Origin of the sequence: Paenibacillus sp. PAMC21692, assembly GCF_014303795.1 — a bacterium.
Classification (GTDB): domain Bacteria; phylum Bacillota; class Bacilli; order Paenibacillales; family Paenibacillaceae; genus Pristimantibacillus; species Pristimantibacillus agaridevorans.
On the sequence record NZ_CP060293.1, the window covers coordinates 583,977 to 607,441 of the forward strand.

Below are 23,465 nucleotides of genomic sequence, written 5' to 3' on the forward strand. Positions count from 1 at the left end.
TGACATAGGCCAGCACCAGTCCCCCATTTAAGATTCATTCAAGGTCGCCGCTTTAAGATAAGGGTCTAGTATCCCGCAGGAGGAGTGATTGCCTTGATACGTATGCGCAAACAAACCATGATCATTACTCTTATAGCCATCGTGCTCTTGACCGTCGCTTTCATCGTGTACCGGCTGGCGGATCGCTATCTCATCGAGCACTTCGAGGTCATTGTCGAACCGAGTACGCAGATCCCGAGCGCGGGCACAAGCCAGGGCTCAGACACTGAAAGCACATCAGACGCTGCAGAGCTCTCGAATGACGAGGAAAAGCAGACCACGGCGCATTGGGATGACTGGAGCTACGAAGACGAGACTCAGACCATCCAGATCGAGAAGGTGCAGACCGGCTCCGGCGAAGATAAAATCACCTACTACGTGGCGGATGTCACCTTCCAAGACGAGGCCAATCTCGACACCGCCTTCGCCAAGAACGCCTTCGGCACCAACATCATAGAGGACACGTCGACGATCGCGGAGAACAACAACGCCATATTCGCGATTAACGGCGACTATTACGGCTTCCGTAGCGATGGTGTCATTATCCGCAACGGGACCTTGTTTCGCGACGAACCCGCTCGCGAAGGTCTGGCGCTATACAGTGATGGATCGCTGCAAGCCTACGCCGAAGAAGCGATCTCTTCTGACGCCCTACTGGAGGCGGGGGTCACCGACACGTTCTCCTTCGGGCCGGCTCTCGTGACGGAAGGAGAGATTGCTGGCGACTTCTCCAGCGTGAAGATCGACAAAAACTTCGGCAACCGCTCCATTCAGGCCGCCAATCCTCGTACGGGCATCGGTATGGTCGCACCGAACCGCTTTCTGTTCGTCGTGGTCGACGGACGCAGCTCCGAGAGCCGCGGCATGACGTTGACAGAGTTCGCTGAACTATTCCAAGATCTCGGCGCGGTCGAGGCGTACAACCTGGATGGCGGGGGTTCTTCGACGATGTATTTTATGGGCAGGGTTGTCAATGATCCGCTCGGCAGGGGCAATGAACGCGGCGTCAGCGACATTATCTATATTCCGAAGTCCGTATAAGGAGGCAGCCATCATGACCATACTCATCCCCTCTTACGAGCCTGACGAGCGGCTGATCGCCCTTGTTCGCAAGCTCAAGCAAGTTAGCGAGGACGACATCCTGATCGTGGACGACGGCAGCGGCGAGGCATACAAAAATATCTTTGACTCCGCATCGGCAGTCGGCTGCACAGTTCTGACACATCGGAGCAACCAGGGCAAGGGCTGTGCACTTAAGACCGGCTTCGACTACGTGAGGCAGCTAGGCGATGGCGACGCCGTCGTTTGCGCAGACAGCGACGGCCAGCATCTGCCAGGCGACATAATGAGAGTCGCGGCGGCGATCCGCGATCGGCGAGGGCATATCGTGCTGGGCAGCAGACAATTTACGGGCAAAGTCCCGCTGCGCAGCCGCATTGGCAATACAGCTACCCGCATGGTGTTTAAGCTGGCGACCGGCCAGCCCATCCAGGATACGCAGACCGGACTGAGAGGATATTCGCCGGATCTGCTGGACTGGCTATGCCAATTGCCCGGAGACCGATTCGAATACGAAATGAACATGCTTCTGGAAGCACCAGGCGCAGGCTACGAGCTAGTGGAGATGCCCATCGACACCGTCTATCTGGATGAAAATAAATCATCGCACTTCCGCCCGATCGCCGACTCCGTTCGCGTCTACATGCCGTTCTTAAGGTTCTGCGCATCGTCCGGTCTCGCTGCCGTCCTGGATTTTGCCTTGCTGCTTCTGTTGCAGTGGCTGACCGGTAATCTGCTTTTCTCCGTGGTAGGCGCCCGCGTGTTCAGCTCTCTGATCAATTATGCGATCAATCGACGATTTGTGTTCTCCAGCAGCTCAGGCCATGCAGCGGCCATGCGGAAGTCCATGCCCCGTTACTATACGCTGGCTGCGGTCATAATCGCCCTCAACTATGGCATGCTCCACTTGCTCCACGAGAATGTCGGCATCTCGCTCGTAGCAGCCAAGCTTGTCACAGAAGTATCCTTGTTCGCGCTGAGTTATTGGGCGCAGCGCAAGTTCGTGTATGAATAACGCTCCTATATAGCAAGAAAGGCGAGGACATCCCTTGGACGTCCTCGCCTTTCTTCGTGCGCGCGGAAATTGAATTGCCGCTGTTTTGTCTATTCCAAATTAGCGTGCTGCCTGAACATCGCACCGGTGCCTTGCGCCAGCTTCTCCATAAGCCTCAAAATCACCGCGTCGAACTGAATCAGCAACGTCTGCTCGAACAGCGAGCCCATGGGTTGCCTGGTGACGCGATCATCGCCCGACTTTTCCTTGGACACACCGGGCAGCTTGATAACCAGGTCCGCCAGACATCCGATCGGGGAATCCGGAGCCAGCGTCAGCGCCGCTACGGAAGCCCGCAGCTGCTTCGCCTTCTCCGCCATGGCGACGAGAGTGCGGGTCTCGCCGGAGCCCGACCCGATAATTAGCACGTCGCCTTCCGAAATTCCCGGAGTGATCGTCTCTCCCACGACGTAAGCGTCTATGCCCAGATGCATGAGACGCATCGCGAATGCTTTGGCCATCAAGCCGGAGCGGCCCGCGCCGGCCAAGAACACGCGGCGCGACGCCAGAATCGCTTCGGCAAGCCGCTCCTCTTGCCCGCCATCGAGCTGTGCCGCGGCAAGCCGCAGCTCTTCGATGATTTCGACGGCGTACGCCTTCTTGGAGGCCACGGTTAGGCTCCTTGCTCGATGAGCTGGCGCATCTCCGCCGCGGCTGCCTGCTTATCCGCTTGTCCGGTAATACCGCCGCCGACGATGACGAGATCCGGGTTCGCTTTGATGACTTCGGGAAGCGTGCTTAATTTGATGCCCCCGGCGATCGCCGTTTTGGCATGTTTAACGGCGGATTTGATGGTGAGCAGATCCGCGAACGAATTTTGACCCACGGCTTGGAGATCATATCCCGTATGCACGCAGATGTAGTCGACGCCGAGCGCATCCACTTCCCGGGCACGGCCCGCGAGATCCTTAACCGCGATCATGTCCACCAGAATTTGTTTGCCTTGCTTGCGCGCTTCTTCGACTGCGCCCTTGATCGTCATATCTTCGGATGCGCCAAGCACGGTCACGATGTCGGCTCCCGCCTCCGAAGCCTTCATCACTTCATAGCCCGCTGCATCCATGACCTTCAGATCGGCGAGCACTCTCAGATGAGGGAACGCCTCCTTGATTTCCTTCACCGCGCGCAACCCCTCGTTAATGACGACGGGCGTGCCGATCTCCACGATATCTATATAGGCTTCGACTTCCTTCACCAGTTGTTTGGCCTGCGGAATATCGACCAGATCCAATGCCAATTGCAATTCCATGTACAAGTCACTCCTCGCGTTTATCTTAATAAGTGTGGAACACGCAACTTATTGTATGACGACGGGGAAGACTTGAACAGTACGCACTATTCGGTGACATAGTTCCCAATTGTATACCAACAGCGTCAATCAAGGTGGAATGGCCGTTGCTTTCCTCTGGCAGGGCAGCGCGTTTCATTGCTTATCAATGATCGCTCGAGGTTGGCGAAGCTTCCTTGTCCACCCGTTCTTGATGCTTCAGCCCCCAGTCGGCCAGCAGATGAAGCACCTCCCCCATCGTCCCTCCGTATGGGGTCAAAGAATATTCGACCTTCGGAGGCACCTGCATAAAGACCTCCCGATGAATAATGCCGTCTTCCTCCAATTCGCGGAGTTGCTGGGTCAACATCTTCTGAGTAATGTCCGGCATGCCCCGCCTTAATTCGCCGAATCGCCTGGCGCCGTCCATCAGATGGCATAATATGACCAGCTTCCATTTGCCTCCGATCACCTTTAGCGTCGTCTCCACGGAGCCCTTAAACAACTGATCGCCCATAATGTCGCTCCTTCCACCGTTCGTCGCAAGCTATCGCCGCCAAGCGACGATAGGCAGCCTGTTTGCCAGAATCGTCCTTCCATGATAGCCGACTCTTCCCGCAATCACAACAGCCCGCAGACAGATCCCGAAGCTAGCGCAGTACACGATGGCAAGTCGCCCCTAGGCAATAGAATAACAACGGACAGTCCGCAGGCCGATGAGTCGACCGTGCGGAACTGCCCGTTTCGATTGATTTGCTCTTGCCCTATCGCGTCGCCAACCCCAGCTTCTTCGCAAAATACGCAAAAGCCTTCTCGGAGCAGACTGGACCGATCGCTTGGCCCACCTCTGCCTTCGCTTCTTCCACCGACAGCTGCCTGACATCGCCGAGAACCGATCGTATCCACGAGTCCGAAGTCTGGTAACACATGCTGCTCCAGCTCTCCTTCTGCTTGGCCGAGCCGGTAATGACGATGTAGCCGCCACTTTGAAGCTCGTTCAGCGCCTTGTCGTACTCCTTCTTATCCTCTTTGGCATCGAGTCCCGATTCCTTCCGCAAGTGACGGGAATCCGTATTGCCTTGCTCGCTCAAAATCCCGTAGATCCGATGAGCGGCCCGCGACATGGAGCCGGCTTCGAAGAGATCGCGGACGGACTGGTTGCCGGTCAAAATCGTCCTGACCGCGGGATACAAGGCGCTGTCGATAAACGAAGCTTTTGTCCCGAAGAACCTGCCGTATGCGGCCACGCCTTCCTGAGCGATCCGAATGCGCCAAAGCCAGGGATCGGTAGCCTGTTCCGTATGCCAGGCGCTGTCTTCGGTAACGACGGTCAGCGCCGGATGCTCGGGAGCCAGCTCCGCGAAAGGAAATATCTTATATTTTTTTACTAGCTGCACGAATTCCTCATATTCCGTTATCTTCATCTCTGAGCGCCCCTATGCAAACAGACTGATCAAATTGCCGTCCGGGTCCTGAACGATGGCATAACGTTGTCCCCATACCGCATCCCACGGCTCGCGATGTCCGCCGTAACCGCTCTCCACAATTCGTTGATACAGCTCGTCCACCTCTTGCGCGTTCCCGCAAAGAAATGCGAGCTCGATACGATGGCCCGCGGGCTCTGTCCAACCGCCATAGATATCCGCTATCATCTCTTGTTTGTCGAACGCCAAGCGGACGCCGCCCTGCGCCTCGACCTCTACATGCATGTCGTTATCCTTGTTCTCCGGGATGCTGAGGCCCAGCAATCGGTAGAAGGCAAGCGCCCTGCCCATATCCTTCGTCACGATGCCTACCATATCCAATCGAATGCCCATCCGTTCATTCCCCTTTCGCTGCATTCTGTATTACTGACGCATAATCATTGTCGCCAGTTCTACACCGATCATACCTCAATTCCAGCCGGCATAATAGGAAAAAACGGACATGTTCATTCCTTCGCCCACACTTGCCCCGGCGGTAACCCGTAATATCGTTTGAACGTCTTGATGAGATGGGACTGGTCGTAATAACCGTATTTCACTGCAAGATCGGCGTAGCTCATCCTGGCTCCAGCACCCCCATAAATCTCCCGCAGCATGCTCTGGAACCGGATAATGCCAAGCATCTCCTTCGGACCGACGCCAATCTCCCGTTCGAAAACCCTACGCATATGGCGTTCGCTGAAGCCCAGCTTGTCCGCAAGCTGGGCAGGGGACAATATGCCTTTGTAGTCGTACATATAGTTTAACCCGTTATAAAGCAAGCCGGGCATTGGGACATCCAGGCGAGAAAGCAGTCCCGAAAGCCGGCTTTCTGCAAGTTCGATCAGCTGCGATACATCCTTGGCGTACAGCAGTTCCTCCGACAGAAAAAGACCCTCGGCTCCCCACATGTCGTACAGATACACCCGCTCCGAGGCAAAATCCGAGACCGGAACGCGAAGAATGGAACGAGCGGACTCCGTATACATGCGAATGCCAAAGGAGGATTGCTCCGAGGCGAGATCAATAACGAGGCAGTTCGTCATCAGACCCGTGACGAAGGCGGCATGGCTGGCGGAGGTCGCCCTGCGATCCACGATAATATCGACGCAGCCGTCGGGAATAATCCGGTGCGGTTGGCTCCCCGATCGCGCGTCGAAATCCACCGTCCAATAACAAGCCACATAGGGCGCCAAGAAAGCGCTCGGCGCGTATTCCCTGTAGCTGTAGCCGGAATGCTGCCGCTCGCTTTGCAAAGTCGGCGACTGTACGGGGCGGAATAGGTTTGACATGCAGCGGAGGCCTCCCTGCTTTTTAGAATCGTCGTTACTAGCGTAACATAGTGTCGCCATGCAAGGAAACGTCAGGCAGAACCCTCTATGCGCCAATGCATCGCGGGGAATTGGGCCTACGCTTACACCTCCGGGCCGCCCCACGCCAAAAACCCGTCCGAATGTTCGGACAGGCTTTGCGCTCCCTTGCAGAAGCGGCGGTCTGCGCAAGAAATTACTTTGCGGCGGCGGCGGAAGTTCTAACTTGCTCGCTCGCTTTCAGCGCTTCTTTCAGGCTGATTCTGCCTAGTTTGCTACCGCTTTTTTTGTCAATGCTCGGAGGCATAACGACCATGGATTTCACCCCCTTTCGAGATTCATGCTTTTCCGGCAATATGGATTTACTTCCGTTCCCCTGCCTTCAGATAGGCCCAAAGATCGGCAAACGCCGTCTCGTAGACGACCTCTCGACCGGTGCCGCCTTCGCGTTCCCCGACGTACTTCGCAAATTTGGCATAGAGCCGATTCAGATACGTTTGATTGGCAAGCACATAAAATCGCACCAATCGAACCCCGCGATTATCGTTCTCTACCTTCCTGACCCAATCCCCGAACCCGCGATAGAAGATCCAACTGCTTCGATAAGGTTCGGCCAATATCGCGGACTCGATAAAAACCGTTTCTCCATCACTCTCGTAGCGGTATTGAAGGTAGGCCGCGAGCTCGCCCTGTTCGTTCTCGTACAGCATAAAGCGGCTGTCTTGAAGCGTCGTCATGAGATGCTCGATTGTCTCCAGCAGAGAAAGCTGCCGATCGAACTGATAGCTCTCGGCGATGTAGAACTTCGCGAATCGCGCATAATCGGAGTCCGTCTCGCAGTTTTTCGCGTACAGCCGCTTTGACATGCTATTTCCTCCATTTGGTTGCAAGATCAAGAATCGATCGACCGGGACGCGAACCGACCGACATATGCCTTTAGTTGTGCCAAGGTGACCCGATAGGCGTACAAATCGCCGGCAGCCGTGCCCGATACGCTTGTCCTCTCCGCGAACTTCCCGAACAGTCGTGCCAAATAGGCATCCTGCTTCGTCCAGAAAACAAGCTCCGCAACCTCTTCCGTCTCTTCTTCGAGATACTCCGTTAGAAACTGCAAACCTCGCAAAAAAACCGGCGTTCTCCGGCATTCCTCTACCAAATAAGCAACCTGCAGCTGCAAGATATGGCGATCCTCGTAATCGCCTTCTCCGGTCCCGCGAATGTAGCCTAAAGCGCCTACGGCTTCTCCGTCGTCGTCGAGGCAGAGGATGCACCGAGAATCCTCTATCAGCAGCGGGCTTGCTATAAAGTTAAACGATACGGGGAAAGAATATGGCATTCCGAGCCCCTCGTAATGACTGAGCAGAAAGTCCAAATATTTTCTGTGGTACATGTGGCTCGCGCTCACGGAAAAAGTATAGTACATAGAAACGCCGCCTCCATGCTTTTGACATTATTTTATTACGTTTCCACCGTTTTGCCTATTTACTTTTGTAAGTTTTCCCGAAAGATTGTCGAAATCGCGGAAAATCGCTCTCATGACAAAACGGACGACATCGTTTGTCCGATGTCGTCCGTCCTATGACGCTCGCTGAGGGAGCAGGATGTTAGATCTTCTTGACGAATTCCGACTTCAGCTTCATTGCGCCGAAGTCGTCAATCTTGCAGTCGATGTCATGGTCGCCGTCAATGAGCCGAATGTTCTTGACCTTCGTGCCGATCTTCACGACAAGCGATGTGCCTTTGACCTTCAGGTCCTTAATGACGGTGACGGAATCGCCATCCTTAAGCACGTTCCCGTTCGAATCTTTCACGATTTTCTCTTCTTCGCCGCTCCCGTTTGCGTCGTTCGGGTTCCATTCGTGGGCGCATTCCGGACAAACAAGCAAGCTTCCGTCCTCGTAAGTATAAGGCGAATCGCACTGTGGGCAATGGGGTAGCGTGGACATAATTCAAAAACTCTCCATTCATTTAAGTTAATTAGATGTCGTAACCGTTCATTCTCTGATGGGCAAGTCGCCTTTGTCCATGCTACCGCATATCAAAGCTCGCTTTCAACCCAATATTTGTTGGAATGCCCTAATGCACTTGCCCTCCGGGGCATCCAGAACCGCGAATTTAATCTCCTTGAACAACCCGACTAGCCCTTCGTCCAGAAGCAGCTCGCGCCACCATCCGGCCACCTTCCACGGGTCATTCCGGAAGACTCCGCAGCCAAACGCCCCCAATACCAGACGCTGGTCTCCCATATCCGCGAAAATAGCCAAAGCTAATCGCATCCGATTCTTCATGGCAACTTCCGCTTGCGCCGGGTCCTCCCCCTTCAGCAGCACTTGACCGAAATTCACGGCGGGCAGCGTCAGTACAGACGCCCGAAAGGGAGTTTCCGCCAATTGAAATTTCTCGTCTCGAAAGAACACCACGTCCGGTGAATAGATGGCATGGTCCGTATACATCATTGAGCTGCAGGCTCGGTTAGCTTCATAGTAGCCTTGGTTCCGAAGCAACGTGCCGTATAGGCCGCTGGATGCGGCAAGGCTTTCCTCTTGAGCCATGGCTCCGTTCAAGAACCCGCCTCCGGGATTCTTGGCGCTGGCAAAGTTCAGCACCCCGATTTTATCCGTTGCCGACACCGCCAATTGACTCGTTGCCTTGACCGTCGCCTCATTAGCCACGGCATAATGAGCGCTGTCCCCCCCTGGCGAGACCGGGAGATTGCGTACCAAAACTGCACCTTGCTCGGGCGTAATCAGACGACTGCCTTTCTCAGACCGTTGCTGCGCTTCCGCTATCTCAATCTTCCGACCCCCATGCTCGTAGAAACCACGCTGCTGAATATCGACCGTTTCCTGGGCTATTTTTTTGCGATTCATTACGCCTCCTCCTTTCGTCCAAGTAGAATGTCTCGGACCTCCATAAGTGCAAATCCAAGCAAGTTCGTCCCCCTCCACTGCAAGGGGTCCTTTGCCTTGGGATCGTCCTGCATTAAACCGATTCCCCAGATTCGGTCGTAGGGACTGGCTTCGACGATAATGCGCTTTCCGGTTGCTTTCAAAAAATAGCCCAGCTCCGGATGCTGAGAGAACTTGGCTTCGTTGGCTTGCTTGACGATACCGTAGCTGCGATCCTCCCATACCTGGCCGTCGAAGCCGCTTACCCTGCGTCCAAGCTCCTTCATCGCCTTGGGACTGTCGGCGCGCAAAATGGCTGCAAGGGAGGCTTCGTCATGGAATAACCGCGCCTTCTCCGCCATCATGTATTGCTCCGCGCAGCTGTACCTGATCCCTTCAATGACGAATGGACTCTTCCACCATTGACTCAAACAACTCTTATCGACCTGTTCCCCTTGCTGCGTATGGCCCCAGAAGAACAGAAAATCGAACTTTCGTCCCGTCGAGCTTAATTGACGCAAAGATTCGATATCATAAATCAAGAATAACCCTCCCTTGTAAAGCCGGGTTGACCTGCAAGACAAGCCGCCGCGTTGGTATAATTGATTGATAATGTTTAATTGATATTATCATTTTAATAATATAAATATAACAAAATCATTTCCAACGCACAAGGTCATTTATTATTATAGGCAAGTGTCCCAGCTGGGGCCTTCCATAGACGACTGGCACGCTTCAATAAGAAAAACTTCTATCGAAGTTCTTCGAGAATGAGCGACTGCGTTTCATGGTTGTATTAATCGCTAAATCGAATTTCAATTTCTGATCGCTCGAAACCTTATTCAATTGTCATCAGAACGAAACCCGCCAGCTTGGCTTACAGCTGACGGGTTCTATCTTGTGCCGCTATTCACTCGCGCGGCAGCTCGCCGATGATACCGGCATAATCGGCGCGTCTTTTCTCCCAGACTTCTTTGCGAGGCTCGTGCTCGCGCTCGTCGAGCAACGCTTCGACGACGTCGAGACAAACATGCCAGCCTGCAAGATCACGATGCGAGTGATCCGTAATCTTCGTTATTTTCTCAATAAGGAGAAGACGGCAGCCATCCTCTTCGGGGTAGAGCTCGAAGCGCACACGATCCTCGCCCCACGTATATTCCAGCACGGACTGCCGCTTCATCTCCAGAATAGCCATCTCTTCGAACGTGCCATCCCCCATGTCGAACTTAATGACGCTTCCCTCCCGGAGTTCTTCGACTTGCAGCTCCGAGAACCACTTCTTCAGCTTGTCATTTTCGGTCAGATACGCCCATACCTTCTCGACGGGATGCTTCAGCTTGCGCTCGAACCTGGCCTCGTATCCTTCTTCGGTTTGTTTGACAACGGCTAACATCGTTTGCCTCCTCTTCGCTATAGCGGCTTCTTGTCGTCCTGCTCCAACGCCATCTCCAGCTCGTCCAGCTTGTAGCTCCAGAACCTCCGGTATGGCGCAAACCAATCATGGACTTGCCGCAGCGGCCCTGGATTCACCCGGTAGATGTGCTGCTTCGCTTCCTTCCTCGCCGTAACCAGCCCCGCTTCCCGCAATATTCTCAGATGCTTGGATATACCCGGCTGGCTAAGGGGCAGCAGCTCCACCAGCTCTCCGACGGATCGTTCACGAACGAGCATCAAATCCAGCATCGTCCTCCTATGCGGCTCCGCCAACACTTCAAATAGTTTGTCGCTGTTCATACAAACATATTACTATTCGGTTATATTTCCGTCAAGTTATGCGTTTGGCGTGCCACTCGCCTCGCCTCCTTCCTGTGCTACAATGAACGAAAGGAGCTGATAGCATGGATATTCTGCGCCTAATGGCGGAAGAGAAAATCAAGGAGGCTATTCGCCGAGGCGAGTTCGACAATCTTCCCGGCGCGGGCAAACCGCTCCCGCCTGACGACATGGAAGGAGTCCCCGAGGACTTGCGGGTCAGCTACCGACTGCTGAAGAATGCCGGCATCGTGCCGGAAGAGATCCAGCTGCGCAAGGAAATGGTGACGCTCGGCGATCTGCTCGCCGCATGCCGAAACGACGGCGAGCGCTTAAAGCTCGAGCGGGAGCTTTCGCTGAAGAAGCTCCGCTACCAATCGCTGATGTCCGCGCGCGGCTGGCAGGCATCCGGCGCCTTCGCGGAATACGAAACCAAGGTGCAGCAGAAATTGACGGAGAACGAGTCCGAATCGTGATTCGGACTCCAAGATCGACGGGGGAGGTGTAAGAGATGGAGGAAACCATCGCTTCTATTATTCTCATGTGCGAGAAGCTAACGGAAGAAGAGCAGCAATTAATCGCCGATGGGCTATCCAGACATTTTGGGAGAACCGTTCAAAGTTTGATTCCTGCGCTCCCAACTTTTAATTCGGAGGAACTGAACATCACTAAGTTTGTAATCAACGGACTCATTCTATCCAAAGAATACTCGCCTGATGTCAATAACCCCCACTTAACTATCGTTTGAAGCGGGAGCTTGTAACGACCCGATCGTACAAACGTCTTGTGCGACTCCGATCTTTTTCGTTCGGAAGAGAACGTGGTGTTACATCCTCGGATAAGCCTTCGCTTACCGATGGGCAGACTGACAGCTACCCTGCAAGCCTAGTCATGCTAGGCCTGCACCTTGTAGAAGGTACTCTTTTCCCTTCAGACAGAGATTCATCGCACCGATCCGGTCATCATTACTTGCATAGCCACAGGCCAGGCAACGGAATCGATGCCCCCGTTTATCCCGGTTCCCTTTTGCCGTGTGACTGCATATCGGACAGGCTTGCGAGGTGTGTTTTGGATCTACGGCAATGGTCATCGCTTTCGCAAGCTGCGACTTGTACGTTACCATCTCGCGAAGCTGGCGGAACGCCCACGATACCGTCACATAGCGATGTTTACGCCTGACCTTTTCCGTTGCTCCCCGAATCCCGGTCAAATCCTCCAGCACAAACAACGTATTCGCCCCATATCGGGTCACGAGTGCCTTACTGACTTGATGATTAACATCGGTCATCCAGCGGTTTTCTCGTTCTCCGATTTGCTTCAGCCTGCGACGGGATGAAGGCGTTTGTTTGCGCTGCAGCTCTGAACGCAGCCTTTTGTAGTTCGCTCGTTTTTGTTTGAGCTCTCTTCCTCGAAAGAATAGGGTTTTGCCATCGGTGTCATACGCCGTGGCTACAAAGTTGACGCCCAGATCAACGCCAACGACGTGTTCGATTTCCGCCGGCTCAGGAACGGCTATTTCTTTCGATACCGGAATATGCAAAAACCACTTTCGCTTTTTATACACCAGCTTGGCCGTACCGAAAGTCCACGAACCGTCGAAATAAGCTTCCATTCCTTTCGCTTCGAAAGGAACCTTGATACGGCCCTGCAGCGTATTGACGGAGAACAGCCCAGCGCCCAGGTTCAGCGAATAATCCCGGTTCCAGACAAGATCATATTCCGGCTTCTTAAAGCGTACAAGCGTCCAGGCATGGCCGTTACTCCGAAGGGCTTTGTATTTGGCAATCACGGTTTTCATTACTGACTGAGCCATTTGGGAGCGCAGGCCTAGCGTACTGCGAAGGGTTTGATACGTCATTCGGTGCAAGACAGGCTGCCCGAGCTCTCTCTTCTCGAACACAAGAGCAGAGACAAAATCGCAGCCCTGCCGATAAGTGATCATCGTTTGTTGCAGTGCCCTCATTTGACTTTCTGACGGTTTTATTTTGAGTTTAGCCGTTACGGTTGCGATCATACGTTCGTCTCCTTTCTATCCGTATTTTAGCATAGCAGGGAGAACAAGAACATACGAAATATCCTTCAGGCTAACGCCTGACGCCCATTCCTCCCCCGCTTATAGAAGTCGGGAGTATCCTGGGCGATTTTGATGAAAGAGGCATATGAACGCTTGAAGGATACGAATTTATATAACTTCCTTCCTTCTAGCCAACAGCCCATACAAGATGATCCCCGAAGCCGCGCTTAACGCCGCGCATATCGCGATCACGCCGTAGCCGGCCTGAAGGCCGCGGAACAGCCCCTCTTGCGTCTCCGCGCCTACCATTCCTTTAACAAGCTCGATGACGCCGCCGATCAAATAGTTGCCAAGCACGCTTCCGACGCCCATAACCGTCACCGTAAAAGTAATGGCCATGTCGCTCTCGCGAGGGTACCTGCGCGCAATAAACGCCATAACCGTAGGATAGATCATCGCAATGCCTACCCCACCCGCAGCAAAGAAGTACGCCAGCTTTTCCCCGCCGAAGATGGCGACGAACGTGCATGCCGCAGAGAACGACGAGAACAGGATCAGCGACACCGTGAAGCCGATTCGGTCTGTCAGCGGTCCTAGCAGCAGCCTTGCCAGCGCAAAACAAAGGAAAAACGCGGACAGCATGCCCGATGCGCTGACCGTGTCCCAGCCGTAAGCCTTCTCCAGGAAGTTAACCAGCCAGCCTCCGACCGCCAGCTCCGATACGACCCCGAAGGTCAGCACGCAGATCATGAGCCAGAGAACCGGGTCCCTCATAAGCCGCTTTAACGGAATACGTTCCTCATGCTGAACCTCGTCGCCAGGGAAAGTCGTAAACATGGCGATGGCCAGCGGTATAACAGAGAGCAGCAGGACGACGAGGTACATCCCGCGCCAATCCAGCGTGTGGCCATTAACGGTCACCGCCATCAACCCGGTCGCCATCAGAGGCGCGACCGTCGAAGCGAGTCCATAGAAGCCGTGCGTCAGGTTCATCATCGTTCCCGTATTTTTGACGAAGATTCGCGCTCCCAGAATAGCCAGGCCGATCTCCAGCATCCCGTTGCCGATGTACATCAGGAAGTAAGAAGCCGAGAATGCAGGATAATATTGCGAGCCGAAAATAAATACTCCCGACGCCGCCATGACTGCGAATGCCGCAACCGTAACCCATCTGATTCCCCATAATCGGGTCAAATAGGCGGTAAACGTACAGGCGAGCAAATAGCCCAGCGAATTAAGCGCCAATAAGGTGCCGAGCTGCGATTCATTAAGCAGGAAGTCGAATTGAATGCGCGGTATGGCCGGCCCTTTAATATTTTCCGAAAAACCGAAGATAACAAAGCCAATAAAAATCGTTGCGAGCTGCATGACATAAATCTTGTTGAATTTTCCCTTGCTCTTACTCTTGCTGCTGTTGGTGCCCTCCACGTTGTCCCTTCTCCCGTTGTTTATCTTCTCTATATGGTTGGAGCAGAATGACTGGGCTTGCCCCTGCTGCCCTTAAAATAAGTAGCGTTGATGCCCTTTCGCTTTATACGACCCGGCGCCTTCCAGCCGAAGCAGCGTTTCCTTGATGGCAAGCCCGCCGCGGAAGCCCGTAAGCGTGTTGTTCTTCCCGATAACCCGGTGGCAAGGAACGACGATGGGCACGGGGTTGGCGCCATTGGCGGCGCCGACCGCCCGCACGGCCTTCCCTCTGCCGATCGCGATAGCGATATCGGAGTAGCTCCGAGTCTCTCCAAAAGGAATGCGGACGAGTTCGCGCCAGACGTCATTCTGAAATTCGGTGCCCCGGAAATCCACCGGAACCGTAAATGCCTTGCGTTCGCCTTCAAGATACTCCTTCACTTGCGTGCAATAGGGACGCAACTGCTCCATGCTTTGGACCAGTTGGGCATCCGCCACTCGTTTGTTAACGGAAGCAACCAAATATTCGAACGGCTCATGCGGAAAGGTGATCTGGCACAAGCCTTCCTCCGTCGCCGCTACATAGATCGGCTGATCCCCGAATGCGGGATGGATAAACATATCCCAATACACGCTCGTACGTTGTCTCGATTGCGATGTCATGCTACCATCTCCTCTGCTCGATAGGATATATCCTATAACGTCCGATTAACCCACAATACCAGCTAATAAACATCCAAGCAAGAAGAGAAAGGAAACGGGAGCCTGCCGAAAGCTTCCTCGATGATTGGCATATCCGTATCGGGGGTCAGAGACTTATATATGCCCGTATGCGGGTTGGATTGGCTAACGGAACGGCGCGGCGCGTGTCCAATTGCAAAAAAGTGCAATTGCAGGGGATAGCTCATACGCTTACAATATGCGCGTAATCATGTAATCAATAGTCCTTACAGGGGTGAAGTGATGCAACATACAGTTAACGTCTATCTAGCAGGAGATTCCACGGTACAAACCTATGAGCCGGAGCATGCGCCGCAGGCGGGCTGGGGCCAATATATCGCCGAATATTTTACGAAGGAGGTTCGCTTTGCGAACCACGCAATTGGCGGCAGAAGCTCGAAGACGTTCATTGAGGAAGGAAGGCTGCAGACCATTCTGGAAGAGATCGGCAAGGGTGATTATTTGTTCGTCCAGATGGGTCACAACGATTCCACGAAGAGCAGGCCGGAGCGTTATACAGAACCTTTCTCGACTTATACATCTTATTTAAAGATGTACATCGAAGGCGCCCGGAGCCGGGGGGCCATCCCCGTGCTGATCACGCCGGTCGGCCGGCTGCACTATGAAAACGGAGAGTTCTTAAACGATTTTCCGGACTACTGCATGGCTATGAAGCAGCTTGCTGCCGAAGAGAATGTCCTCCTCGTCGATCTGATGACGGAAAGCCTGGCCTATTACTCTTCTGTCGGCTACGAGGAGACAAAGTCGTTTTTTATGGTTTCCGTAAACGGGACCGACCACACCCATTTCACCGAAATCGGGGCACGCCGAATGGCGAAGCTCTTAGCGGATCAACTGAAGAGCTTGCGGATCCTGCCCCGTTTATACGCTGCTGCCGATACCAAATGAGCCCTCCAATTATTTCATGGAAAGAACCACTTTGATCGGATATACTTTACAAGCACAGGCGGGATAGATTCCTGCCTGCGCATGAAAGCGGTTCCCTATAATTGATTCGGAACGGAGGGAGTTCATGCTCCAGCGAATGGGCGGCTACGCGAGAACGGGAAGAAAAAATAGAAGCTTTTACCGAAAAAGCTTTACTTGGTTCTTATTCGCCGCAAGCGTACCGGGGTTGATCATCGCCCTGGCGACATACGGATTCGCGGTAGGGCCGATGCAAAAGAACATCAGCGACCTGCACCAGAATCAGATTAAGGAACGCGCGCAGAACATCGACGACCAGTTCGGATCCGTGGAGCAGGACATCTCCCATTGGGCGTTCAATCCGCGGTTCGGCTCCGACCTGAAGGAGATGAATTTCGTCTACCAATTCAGGGACACCTACGACATTACGAAGACGTTATTCATGCTGCAGGGCTCCCATCCGCTCATCAATCAAGTGCAGCTCTACATCAACGGACACAATACGGTGCTGTTCCAGCCCGAATTCTATATGCTGGACGACTCTGCCCAGATCGACGGCTTTCAGCGGATCATAGCGGAGGGAACCAATATTTATTGGACGGATTGGCTGCCTGCCGCCGAAGGGAATGCGCAGAACGCGGACACTCCGATCGTGCTGGTCCACAAAATTCCGGGAGACAGCAGCTCGCCGTTCGGCGTGCTCGTCACGGAGCTCAAGCGGGAGAAAGTCATGAACCTGCTCAAAACCATGACTCCCTACAACCAAGGCTTCACGATGCTGCTCGACAAGAAAGGCGAGCTGCTCGTCGCCGACCATGCCGAAGAAACGGCCGTCAATGAGCGTCTTCGCGCGGAAGTGCTGGGCCGGGAGGAGCCGTCCGGCACCTTCCTGTTCAACCGGGACGACATCACGTATTCCGTATCCTACGGGAAGCTGACCCGCCTGTCCACGGAGTGGACGTATATTTCGGCTACGCCGATCACGACCATCACGTCCTCCGTGGTGAAGCTCTCCAACACGATCTTCCTCGTCAGCGCATCGGGACTGGTCCTGGCGCTGCTGCTCTCTTGGCTTGCTTCCCGGCGGGTCTATCTGCCGGTCGAACGGCTGCTGAACAGCCTTAAGTGGCATAAGGGCGAAGATCTTGCCCGTGGCATGGACGAATTTCAATTTTTGGAGAACCAGTGGAACCAGCTGCACGACGAAAGCTTGAATCTCCGCAATCGGCTCGACGAACAACGGACCCATGTCCGTTCGGGCTTCCTGCTTCAATTGCTGCAAGGACATCTCGCTTCCTACACGGAGAAGGACTTGAAGAGCAGAATGAAGCTCTACGGCTGGGATACCGACGACCATCAATTCCGAATTCTGCATATCCAGCTGACGGGGTACGACATTCTGACCGAGCGGTTCTCGCAAGGGGACGAAAGTCTCGTGACCTTCACGGCCTCCAATATTATCGAGGAGCTTGCCGCTGGGCATTTCGAGCAGTTCAGCGTCATGAACTTCCATGACTTGACGGTAGCGGTGCTCGTCATGTATCCGGACGGCGAGCCCATCGGCGAACGGATTCAATCGCTGGGGACGGAAATTACGAAAGCCATCAACGGCATTATCCATATGCAAGTCACGATCACGTTCAGTGGAGCGATGGAGAGGATTCAGCTCATTCCCGACATGTATATGGAAGTGGAGCGCGCGACGGGCTACCGCAAATTCGTCAATCAGAATCAGTTGATCGATATGGAGCAATTGACCGCCCATGCGGACGGCAGCGAGTTCCATTACCCCTTCGCGCTGGAACGGGACATCGTCCATGCGATGAGAGCGAGCGACAAGGAGGAAGCGGAGCGGCTGATTACCTTGTTCCTGGAGGAGGTGCTGTCCGCCCGCGGCACCGAAATTTTGGTCCAGCAAAGCATGCTGCAGCTGTTCGCGACGATCCAGCACGCCATTCTGCAGTCCGGCCTAAGTCCCCATCAGCTGTTCGGCGGCGAGAACATGTTCGGCCAACTTTCGCAAATCCGCGAGCCGGAGAAGATGCTGGGCTGGATGAAGCGGAAAGTCATTCTGCCTTTCATCGACGAGAGGGACGCCAGAGCCAACATCGAGCTTAAGCGGCTCGTGGAGTCGACGATCGACTATGTCCACGCCCATTACGCGTCGGATCTTTCGCTTGAGCAATGCGCGGATTTGGCCGGGACGAACAGCTATACGCTCAGCAAATATTTCAAGCAATTCATGGGCATCAATTTCATTGATTACGTAACGGAGCTGAGGATCGATAAAGCCAAGACGTTGTTGCGCGAGACCGATCTTAAAATCAACGACATCGCCAGCGAGGTCGGCTATCAGCAGCGCTACTTCAACCGCATCTTCAAGAAGCAGGTCGGCCTTACGCCGGGGCAGTTCAGAGAGCAGACGGAAGGCTGAAGCCAAGCCCGGAAACAAGAGAGTACCACCCCGGCAACAAAGTTCCATACGTTCGAAAAAGCCTTGATAATCAAGGCTTTTCTTATGCAAAAATGTGAAATTGATTGTCTTTCGCCATGGAGCGATACTGGGAAATGTAAGCGATGACATCTTGGCGCGATCGATACAGAAAGGGTGAGTGAATGAACACGGCGCTTCCTTCCGATTCCAAAATATCCATGACGCGGGGCAACCCCAAACGGAGACGCTGGCTGTCGAGGCTGAAAAAAGACAAATGGTTGTACCTCTTGTTGCTTCCGGGGTTGCTGTACTTCCTAGTGTTCAAATATTTGCCCATGTGGGGCGTACTTATCGCCTTCCAGAACTACCAGCCGTTTCTGGGCCTCTGGAATAGCGAATGGGTTGGCTTCGAGCACTTCCGCAATTTTTTCGCCAATCCCGACTTCTTCCGGCTCCTGCGGAACACGCTGATTCTGGCCGTATACGATCTGATCTTCTTCTTCCCGGCGCCCATTATTCTGGCGTTATTATTGAACGAAGTGAGATTGGCCTATTTCAAAAGAATCGTTCAAACGCTCGTCTACGTGCCGCACTTCGTCTCCATGGTCATCGTGGCCAGCATGACCTACGTGTTCCTGACCACGTCGGGCGGCATCATCAACGAGCTCGTCGCCTCGATTACGGGCAAATCGATCAACTTCCTGGCGGATCCGTCCTGGTTCCGGCCCATGATCATCCTTCAGATGATGTGGAAGGATTCCGGCTGGGGCACGATCATCTTCCTGGCCGCGCTCGCCTCCGTCGACATGGAGCAATACGAAGCGGCGGTCGTCGACGGCGCGAACCGCTTCCAGCGCCTGATCTATATTACGATTCCCGCCATCAGCAGCACAATCGTCATCTTGTTGATCCTGCGGCTGGGAAGCTTCCTGGACAACGGCTTCGAGCAAATTTTCCTGATGACCAACTCGCTCAACCGGTCCGTCGCGGACGTCTTCGATACGTACGTCTATTTCGTCGGCATCACGCAAGGAGCCTTCAGCTATAGCACCGCCATCGGCTTGTTCAAGTCGGTCGTCGGCATTCTGCTCATCTACGGCAGCAACCGTCTCGCCAAGCGATTCGGACAAGAAGGCATATTCTAGGGCGGAGAGGAGGAGACAAGAATGAACAGCAAGCACGACTCGCTCGGAGAGAAATTGTTCGACGGCTTTAATTACCTGCTTCTCGGCCTACTGTCGCTCGTCACGGTATTGCCGTTCGTCTACATTATCGCCGGCTCCTTCGCAACGGAAGTGGAGCTGATGGAACGCGAATTCTTTATCTTCCCGAGGGATCCGTCGATCGCGGCGTTTCAATACATTTTCTCGACGGATACGATTAGCCGCAGCTTGATCAACTCGGTCATCATTACGATCGCCGGCACGCTGGCCAATCTGGCGTTTACCTTCACGATGGCCTATTCGCTCTCCCGCAAAGATTTGATGGGACGCAACGTCATCATGAACCTCGTAATCTTCTCGATGCTCTTCAGCGGCGGCATGATCCCGGGTTATCTCGTCGTGAAGGAGCTCGGGCTGCTGGATTCCTATGCCGCGGTCATTCTGCCCGGCGCCATCAGCGCGTTTAACATGATCATTATCAAAAACTTCTTCCAGCAGCTTCCTCCCGGCTTGGAGGAATCGGCCCGGATCGACGGCTGTACCGACCTTGGCGTCCTATGGCGCATCGCGCTGCCGCTGTCGAAGCCTATCATCGCCACGTTCGGCCTGTTCTACGCGGTCGGCCACTGGAACAACTTTTTCTCGGCGCTTCTGTTCCTTAACGATCACACCAAGTGGCCGCTCCAGGTCATCCTGCGGGAGATCGTCATGCTGTCGCAGCTGGCCGCCGGCGATATGGGCGCCATGGATCCCAATTTCATCGAGCCGCCGGATCAATCCGTCAAGATGGCCGTCATCGTCGTCGGCACGCTGCCGATCCTGCTGGTCTATCCGTTCCTGCAGAAGCATTTCGCCAAGGGCGTGCTCTTGGGCTCCATCAAAGGCTAGATGAACGCATTCGCGTGAAATCTATAGAAAGCAACCATTCAATAACGAGGAGGGTTATCAATGAAACAGAAAGTAACCGGTTTGAAAAAAAGCTTGGCATTACTCGTCCTGTCTTCGGTTATGGCCATATCGGCCTGTTCCGGCGGGAACGGGGGATCGAATGGCCAATCGGAGAGCGCTCCGCCGCAAAGCACGAACGCCAATTCCGAAGGCAACGGGAACGCAAAGGAAGAACCGTTCAAGATCAGCATCATGATGCAATCCTTCGATACCAACCTGCCGAAAGCCGACAGCCCGGTCATCAAGAAGCTGGAGGAGTACACCAACACCGACCTGGACATTCAATTCGTGCCGAACAGCTCTTATCCGGACAAAGTCAACATTACGCTCGCCTCCGGCCAACTGCCTACGATCATGGTCGTGGACAAATCGCCAAGCTTCATCAGTTCGGCCCGCGCCGGCGCGTTCTGGGAGGTGGGTCCTTACCTGAAGGATTACCCGAACCTTAGCCAAGCCAACGACATCGTGCTGAACAACTCCTCCATCGACGGCAAAAATTACGGCGTCTACCGGGGCCGCGTGCTGGGCCGGATGGGCGTTACTCTTAATCAGGTTTGGATGGAAAATCTCGGATTGCAGCCTCCGAAGACGATCGACGAGTTCTACAACGTGCTGAAGGCCTTTAAGGAAAACGATCCCGATCAAAACGGCAAGGACGATACGTACGGCGTCGTCATCACGAAATACGCGGGACCTTGGGACATTATGCAGGTCTGGTTCGGAGCTCCGAACGGCTGGGGCGACGACGGAAGCGGCAATTTGGTGCCGACGCACATGACGCCGGAATACCGGGAGGCGCTGCAGTTTTTCCGCAAGCTGTATGAGGAAGGACTTGTTAACGAGGATTTCGCCGTCATGGATTCCGCCGTGTGGAACGATCCGTTCGTAAACGGAAAAGCCGGCGCCTTTGTGGACGTGGCGGATAATGCTCGCCGCCTTAATAGTCCGATGCAGGAAAAGGCGCCAAGAGACAGCTCCTACACCAACGTCTACCAGGCGCCGGTCGGTCCGAAGGGCCATCGGGATATGCCGACAACCGGTTATGCCGGCATGCTCGCGATATCGAAATCCGCCGTCAAGACGGAGGAGGAATTGAAGAAGGTTCTGACTTTCATTGACAAGCTGAGCGACGTGGAGATGCAGGATCTGCTCGGCTACGGCATGGAAGGCGTTCACTACGACATGGTGGACGGCTATATCGCGCCGAAGGAGAATCTGGACGCCAGTCTCATTCAGCAATACAACGGTTTGAACCAAATGCTGACGTTCATCGGTCCGGTCGGGGCAACGTTGGAGCAAACGGATGTCAACAAAATGATCGCGGAGGTGCAAGCGGCCAACGAAAGCATCGTCGTCGCCAACCCGGCGCAGCCGCTGGTCTCCGAGGTGTACGCGCAGAAGGGACAGCAGCTTGACAACATCATCGCGGATGCCCGCATCCAATACATCGTCGGCCAAATCGACGACGCGGGCCTCGACAAAGCCATCGAGCTATGGAAGACGACAGGCGGAAACGATTATATCGCGGAAATCAACAAGCTCCACAAGGAATCCCAGCAATGAGAAAACCTCTATCGAGGCCTTTCAATGATGAGCGACCGCGTTCAAAGGTAGGTTTTATCGCCAATAAGAATTTGTTTTTCGGCTAAGCCGAAAACTTATAAATTCTTATGTGGAAAAAATGACGATGGACAGTGCCGCGAGCAACTCGCCGCACTGTCCATTGCTACATCGGAGGCGAATCGGCATGAGCCAGCAAGATAGAATTCCCGTTCTAGTCCGTCAATTGGACATTAATCAGGCAGGGCTGCGCAACAAAATGCTGCTCGGCGATCTGGACGGAGACGGCCGCATGGAAATCGTCATGGTCCAGCCCGACGGGGGCATCGATGACCGGTACGTTCCCCATCAGGTCCAATGTTTGACCGCTTTCGATCTCGACGGCCGCCTCCTGTGGCAGGTCGGAACGCCCGATCCGAATTGCGGGGGACCGGGCTCGGATTATCCGGCGCAGCTCTACGATATTGACGGCGACGGCTGCTGCGAGGTGCTGTGCGTCATGAACAAGCGCTTCTTCATCCTGGACGGTCGTACCGGTCAGGAGAAACGTTCCTTCGAACTGCCCTCGGAGCTCGCGCATGATTGCATCATCCTGGCTAATCTCAGCGGCGGGGCCTATCCTTCGGATATTATTTTGAAGGATCGGTACCGAACGTTATGGGCGCTTGACCGCGATCTCCGCCTCTTATGGACCTATTCGGGCAATCCCGGCCACTTCCCTTGGGTATTCGATGCCGACGGGGACGGCCGCGACGAAGTCATGGCGGGTTACGACCTGCTGGATCATGACGGCAAAAAGCTTTGGTCGGCACGGAATCTGGAGGACCACGCCGACTGCATATGGGTCGGAGACGTTCTGGGCAGAGGAGATGTACAGATCGTCATTGGCGGGAGCGTAACCGTCATGTATGACGTCCAAGGCAAGGAGTTATGGAGGTATGAAGGGTCGATCGAATCCCAGCACATAGCGCTTGGCAAATTCAGGAGCGACCTGCCGGGACTGCATATTGCCGGTCTCGACCGGATTAGACGCGGGGACACGGGTGAGGCATTCTCCGAAAGCGGCAAGGATGGCCTGTTTTTGCTGGATTCCCAAGGCGCGGAAGTGTGGAAGGAAGACCGGCAGACTAACGGCTGGCTGACCATCATCGAGACGCTCCCCCGTTGGGATGACGGGCCGCTGGATTATATATTGGCCTACCGCCGGGGAGGCGGCGTCCCGCCAACGCTGTATGACGGCCATATGACCGTGGTAGTGGAGTTCCCGAGCGACGGCTATGTCGCGCACGCGGACTTGGCAGGGTCGGGACGGGAGCAGGTGCTGATCTACGACCATTCCACGGCCTGGATTTATGCCAGCATGCCGATGGAACTGACGCCTCGTCAGCCGGGAGTGCCGTTGCCCCAGCCCAAACGTCTGTACAGCTCTACGCTATATCCTGGCGGAGAGTATCGCTGAG

Annotated in this window: 26 protein-coding genes; 10 read left to right on the plus strand and 16 right to left on the minus strand. The window is 54.4% G+C overall.

The genetic code is table 11. The features are described from left to right. Nucleotides 1-102: 102 nt before the first annotated feature. On the plus strand, nt 103-1,080 hold the full coding sequence (locus tag H7F31_RS02330; protein WP_187105180.1) for a phosphodiester glycosidase family protein: 978 nt from the start codon (nt 103-105) through the stop codon (nt 1,078-1,080). Nucleotides 1,081-1,093: 13 nt separating this feature from the next. After that, the gene (locus H7F31_RS02335; protein WP_187102841.1) at nt 1,094-2,113 is read left to right on the plus strand and encodes a bifunctional glycosyltransferase family 2/GtrA family protein; all 1,020 of its coding nucleotides are present in this window, start codon (nt 1,094-1,096) and stop codon (nt 2,111-2,113) included. 89 nt (nt 2,114-2,202) lie between these two features. Here H7F31_RS02335 and hxlB read toward each other — a convergent pair whose 3' ends face one another. The 13 genes from hxlB to H7F31_RS02400 form a co-directional block, all read right to left on the minus strand. Next, nucleotides 2,203-2,763 carry a 6-phospho-3-hexuloisomerase gene (hxlB, locus tag H7F31_RS02340; RefSeq protein ID WP_187102842.1) on the minus strand — a complete coding sequence of 187 codons (561 nt, stop codon included), beginning with the start codon at nt 2,761-2,763 and terminating at the stop codon, nt 2,203-2,205. 2 nt (nt 2,764-2,765) lie between these two features. Next, nucleotides 2,766-3,401, minus strand: coding sequence for a 3-hexulose-6-phosphate synthase (gene hxlA, locus H7F31_RS02345; RefSeq protein WP_087568114.1), 636 nt, complete (start codon nt 3,399-3,401; stop codon nt 2,766-2,768). Between the two features lie 184 nt (nt 3,402-3,585). Beyond that, entirely contained in the window at nt 3,586-3,936 is a 351-nt protein-coding gene (locus tag H7F31_RS02350) for a winged helix-turn-helix transcriptional regulator (RefSeq protein ID WP_187102843.1), read from the minus strand. Between the two features lie 247 nt (nt 3,937-4,183). Then, the gene (locus H7F31_RS02355; RefSeq protein ID WP_187102844.1) at nt 4,184-4,843 is read right to left on the minus strand and encodes an AlkZ-related protein; all 660 of its coding nucleotides are present in this window, start codon (nt 4,841-4,843) and stop codon (nt 4,184-4,186) included. Between the two features lie 12 nt (nt 4,844-4,855). Further along, nucleotides 4,856-5,236: a VOC family protein gene (locus H7F31_RS02360; RefSeq protein ID WP_187102845.1), complete on the minus strand. Its 381-nt coding sequence runs from the start codon at nt 5,234-5,236 to the stop codon at nt 4,856-4,858. A 113-nt stretch (nt 5,237-5,349) separates the two neighbouring features. Then, nucleotides 5,350-6,174, minus strand: coding sequence for a helix-turn-helix transcriptional regulator (locus H7F31_RS02365; RefSeq protein ID WP_187102846.1), 825 nt, complete (start codon nt 6,172-6,174; stop codon nt 5,350-5,352). A gap of 380 nt (nt 6,175-6,554) precedes the next feature. After that, nucleotides 6,555-7,058 (minus strand): hypothetical protein, encoded by a 504-nt coding sequence (locus H7F31_RS02370; RefSeq protein WP_187102847.1) that lies wholly within the window; start codon nt 7,056-7,058, stop codon nt 6,555-6,557. A 26-nt stretch (nt 7,059-7,084) separates the two neighbouring features. Further along, the gene (locus H7F31_RS02375) at nt 7,085-7,615 is read right to left on the minus strand and encodes a hypothetical protein (RefSeq protein ID WP_187102848.1); all 531 of its coding nucleotides are present in this window, start codon (nt 7,613-7,615) and stop codon (nt 7,085-7,087) included. 181 nt (nt 7,616-7,796) lie between these two features. Next, nucleotides 7,797-8,138, minus strand: a complete 342-nt coding sequence (locus H7F31_RS02380) for a zinc ribbon domain-containing protein YjdM (protein ID WP_187102849.1) — start codon at nt 8,136-8,138, stop codon at nt 7,797-7,799. Between the two features lie 105 nt (nt 8,139-8,243). Beyond that, entirely contained in the window at nt 8,244-9,062 is an 819-nt protein-coding gene (locus H7F31_RS02385; RefSeq protein ID WP_187102850.1) for a TIGR02452 family protein, read from the minus strand. Further along, nucleotides 9,062-9,622: a riboflavin biosynthesis intermediates N-glycosidase gene (locus H7F31_RS02390; protein WP_187102851.1), complete on the minus strand. Its 561-nt coding sequence runs from the start codon at nt 9,620-9,622 to the stop codon at nt 9,062-9,064. Before H7F31_RS02390 ends, H7F31_RS02385 begins: the two co-directional genes overlap by 1 nt. Before the next feature lie 368 nt (nt 9,623-9,990). Then, the gene (locus H7F31_RS02395; RefSeq protein WP_187102852.1) at nt 9,991-10,473 is read right to left on the minus strand and encodes an SRPBCC family protein; all 483 of its coding nucleotides are present in this window, start codon (nt 10,471-10,473) and stop codon (nt 9,991-9,993) included. Between the two features lie 17 nt (nt 10,474-10,490). Continuing rightward, nucleotides 10,491-10,814, minus strand: coding sequence for an ArsR/SmtB family transcription factor (locus H7F31_RS02400; protein WP_187102853.1), 324 nt, complete (start codon nt 10,812-10,814; stop codon nt 10,491-10,493). 104 nt (nt 10,815-10,918) lie between these two features. Here H7F31_RS02400 and H7F31_RS02405 point away from each other — a divergent pair, with 104 nt between their 5' ends. Together H7F31_RS02405 and H7F31_RS02410 are read left to right on the plus strand one after the other, a co-directional pair. Then, nucleotides 10,919-11,308 carry a DnaJ family domain-containing protein gene (locus tag H7F31_RS02405; protein WP_187102854.1) on the plus strand — a complete coding sequence of 130 codons (390 nt, stop codon included), beginning with the start codon at nt 10,919-10,921 and terminating at the stop codon, nt 11,306-11,308. A 35-nt stretch (nt 11,309-11,343) separates the two neighbouring features. Then, nucleotides 11,344-11,580, plus strand: a complete 237-nt coding sequence (locus H7F31_RS02410) for a hypothetical protein (RefSeq protein WP_187102855.1) — start codon at nt 11,344-11,346, stop codon at nt 11,578-11,580. 141 nt (nt 11,581-11,721) lie between these two features. Here the strand turns inward: H7F31_RS02410 and H7F31_RS02415 are convergent, their stop codons facing one another. From H7F31_RS02415 to H7F31_RS02425, 3 genes are all read right to left on the minus strand, one after another. Then, the gene (locus tag H7F31_RS02415; RefSeq protein WP_187102856.1) at nt 11,722-12,846 is read right to left on the minus strand and encodes an RNA-guided endonuclease TnpB family protein; all 1,125 of its coding nucleotides are present in this window, start codon (nt 12,844-12,846) and stop codon (nt 11,722-11,724) included. 168 nt (nt 12,847-13,014) lie between these two features. Then, nucleotides 13,015-14,214, minus strand: coding sequence for an MFS transporter (locus tag H7F31_RS02420; RefSeq protein ID WP_187105181.1), 1,200 nt, complete (start codon nt 14,212-14,214; stop codon nt 13,015-13,017). A 132-nt stretch (nt 14,215-14,346) separates the two neighbouring features. Continuing rightward, complete coding sequence (locus tag H7F31_RS02425) at nt 14,347-14,916, minus strand: methylated-DNA--[protein]-cysteine S-methyltransferase (protein ID WP_187102857.1); 570 nt, start codon at nt 14,914-14,916, stop codon at nt 14,347-14,349. A gap of 300 nt (nt 14,917-15,216) precedes the next feature. Between H7F31_RS02425 and H7F31_RS02430 the strand changes: the two genes are divergently transcribed. The 6 genes from H7F31_RS02430 (at nt 15,217) to H7F31_RS02455 (ending at nt 23,464) form a co-directional block, all read left to right on the plus strand. Continuing rightward, nucleotides 15,217-15,882: a rhamnogalacturonan acetylesterase gene (locus H7F31_RS02430; protein WP_187102858.1), complete on the plus strand. Its 666-nt coding sequence runs from the start codon at nt 15,217-15,219 to the stop codon at nt 15,880-15,882. Between the two features lie 124 nt (nt 15,883-16,006). Continuing rightward, the gene (locus H7F31_RS02435; protein WP_187102859.1) at nt 16,007-18,334 is read left to right on the plus strand and encodes an AraC family transcriptional regulator; all 2,328 of its coding nucleotides are present in this window, start codon (nt 16,007-16,009) and stop codon (nt 18,332-18,334) included. 218 nt (nt 18,335-18,552) lie between these two features. Further along, nucleotides 18,553-19,479, plus strand: coding sequence for an ABC transporter permease (locus H7F31_RS02440; protein WP_261800464.1), 927 nt, complete (start codon nt 18,553-18,555; stop codon nt 19,477-19,479). A 21-nt stretch (nt 19,480-19,500) separates the two neighbouring features. After that, nucleotides 19,501-20,385, plus strand: a complete 885-nt coding sequence (locus H7F31_RS02445; RefSeq protein WP_087568099.1) for a carbohydrate ABC transporter permease — start codon at nt 19,501-19,503, stop codon at nt 20,383-20,385. A 60-nt stretch (nt 20,386-20,445) separates the two neighbouring features. Continuing rightward, nucleotides 20,446-22,008 carry an extracellular solute-binding protein gene (locus H7F31_RS02450; RefSeq protein WP_187102861.1) on the plus strand — a complete coding sequence of 521 codons (1,563 nt, stop codon included), beginning with the start codon at nt 20,446-20,448 and terminating at the stop codon, nt 22,006-22,008. 184 nt (nt 22,009-22,192) lie between these two features. Further along, nucleotides 22,193-23,464, plus strand: coding sequence for a hypothetical protein (locus H7F31_RS02455; protein ID WP_187102862.1), 1,272 nt, complete (start codon nt 22,193-22,195; stop codon nt 23,462-23,464). The last annotated feature ends 1 nt before the right edge of the window (nt 23,465 follow it).

Coding starts and splice junctions, on each gene's coding strand:
- H7F31_RS02330 (WP_187105180.1), top strand. CDS start 103: ATGCGCAAACAAACCATGATCATTACTCTTATAGCCATCGTGCTCTTG.
- H7F31_RS02335 (WP_187102841.1), top strand. CDS start 1,094: ATGACCATACTCATCCCCTCTTACGAGCCTGACGAGCGGCTGATCGCC.
- hxlA (WP_087568114.1), bottom strand. CDS start 3,401: ATGGAATTGCAATTGGCATTGGATCTGGTCGATATTCCGCAGGCCAAA.
- H7F31_RS02350 (WP_187102843.1), bottom strand. CDS start 3,936: ATGGGCGATCAGTTGTTTAAGGGCTCCGTGGAGACGACGCTAAAGGTG.
- H7F31_RS02355 (WP_187102844.1), bottom strand. CDS start 4,843: ATGAAGATAACGGAATATGAGGAATTCGTGCAGCTAGTAAAAAAATAT.
- H7F31_RS02360 (WP_187102845.1), bottom strand. CDS start 5,236: ATGGGCATTCGATTGGATATGGTAGGCATCGTGACGAAGGATATGGGC.
- H7F31_RS02365 (WP_187102846.1), bottom strand. CDS start 6,174: ATGTCAAACCTATTCCGCCCCGTACAGTCGCCGACTTTGCAAAGCGAG.
- H7F31_RS02370 (WP_187102847.1), bottom strand. CDS start 7,058: ATGTCAAAGCGGCTGTACGCGAAAAACTGCGAGACGGACTCCGATTAT.
- H7F31_RS02375 (WP_187102848.1), bottom strand. CDS start 7,615: ATGTACTATACTTTTTCCGTGAGCGCGAGCCACATGTACCACAGAAAA.
- H7F31_RS02380 (WP_187102849.1), bottom strand. CDS start 8,138: ATGTCCACGCTACCCCATTGCCCACAGTGCGATTCGCCTTATACTTAC.
- H7F31_RS02385 (WP_187102850.1), bottom strand. CDS start 9,062: ATGAATCGCAAAAAAATAGCCCAGGAAACGGTCGATATTCAGCAGCGT.
- H7F31_RS02395 (WP_187102852.1), bottom strand. CDS start 10,473: ATGTTAGCCGTTGTCAAACAAACCGAAGAAGGATACGAGGCCAGGTTC.
- H7F31_RS02400 (WP_187102853.1), bottom strand. CDS start 10,814: ATGAACAGCGACAAACTATTTGAAGTGTTGGCGGAGCCGCATAGGAGG.
- H7F31_RS02405 (WP_187102854.1), top strand. CDS start 10,919: ATGGATATTCTGCGCCTAATGGCGGAAGAGAAAATCAAGGAGGCTATT.
- H7F31_RS02410 (WP_187102855.1), top strand. CDS start 11,344: ATGGAGGAAACCATCGCTTCTATTATTCTCATGTGCGAGAAGCTAACG.
- H7F31_RS02415 (WP_187102856.1), bottom strand. CDS start 12,846: ATGATCGCAACCGTAACGGCTAAACTCAAAATAAAACCGTCAGAAAGT.
- H7F31_RS02420 (WP_187105181.1), bottom strand. CDS start 14,214: ATGCAGCTCGCAACGATTTTTATTGGCTTTGTTATCTTCGGTTTTTCG.
- H7F31_RS02425 (WP_187102857.1), bottom strand. CDS start 14,916: ATGACATCGCAATCGAGACAACGTACGAGCGTGTATTGGGATATGTTT.
- H7F31_RS02430 (WP_187102858.1), top strand. CDS start 15,217: ATGCAACATACAGTTAACGTCTATCTAGCAGGAGATTCCACGGTACAA.
- H7F31_RS02435 (WP_187102859.1), top strand. CDS start 16,007: ATGCTCCAGCGAATGGGCGGCTACGCGAGAACGGGAAGAAAAAATAGA.
- H7F31_RS02440 (WP_261800464.1), top strand. CDS start 18,553: ATGACGCGGGGCAACCCCAAACGGAGACGCTGGCTGTCGAGGCTGAAA.
- H7F31_RS02445 (WP_087568099.1), top strand. CDS start 19,501: ATGAACAGCAAGCACGACTCGCTCGGAGAGAAATTGTTCGACGGCTTT.
- H7F31_RS02450 (WP_187102861.1), top strand. CDS start 20,446: ATGAAACAGAAAGTAACCGGTTTGAAAAAAAGCTTGGCATTACTCGTC.
- H7F31_RS02455 (WP_187102862.1), top strand. CDS start 22,193: ATGAGCCAGCAAGATAGAATTCCCGTTCTAGTCCGTCAATTGGACATT.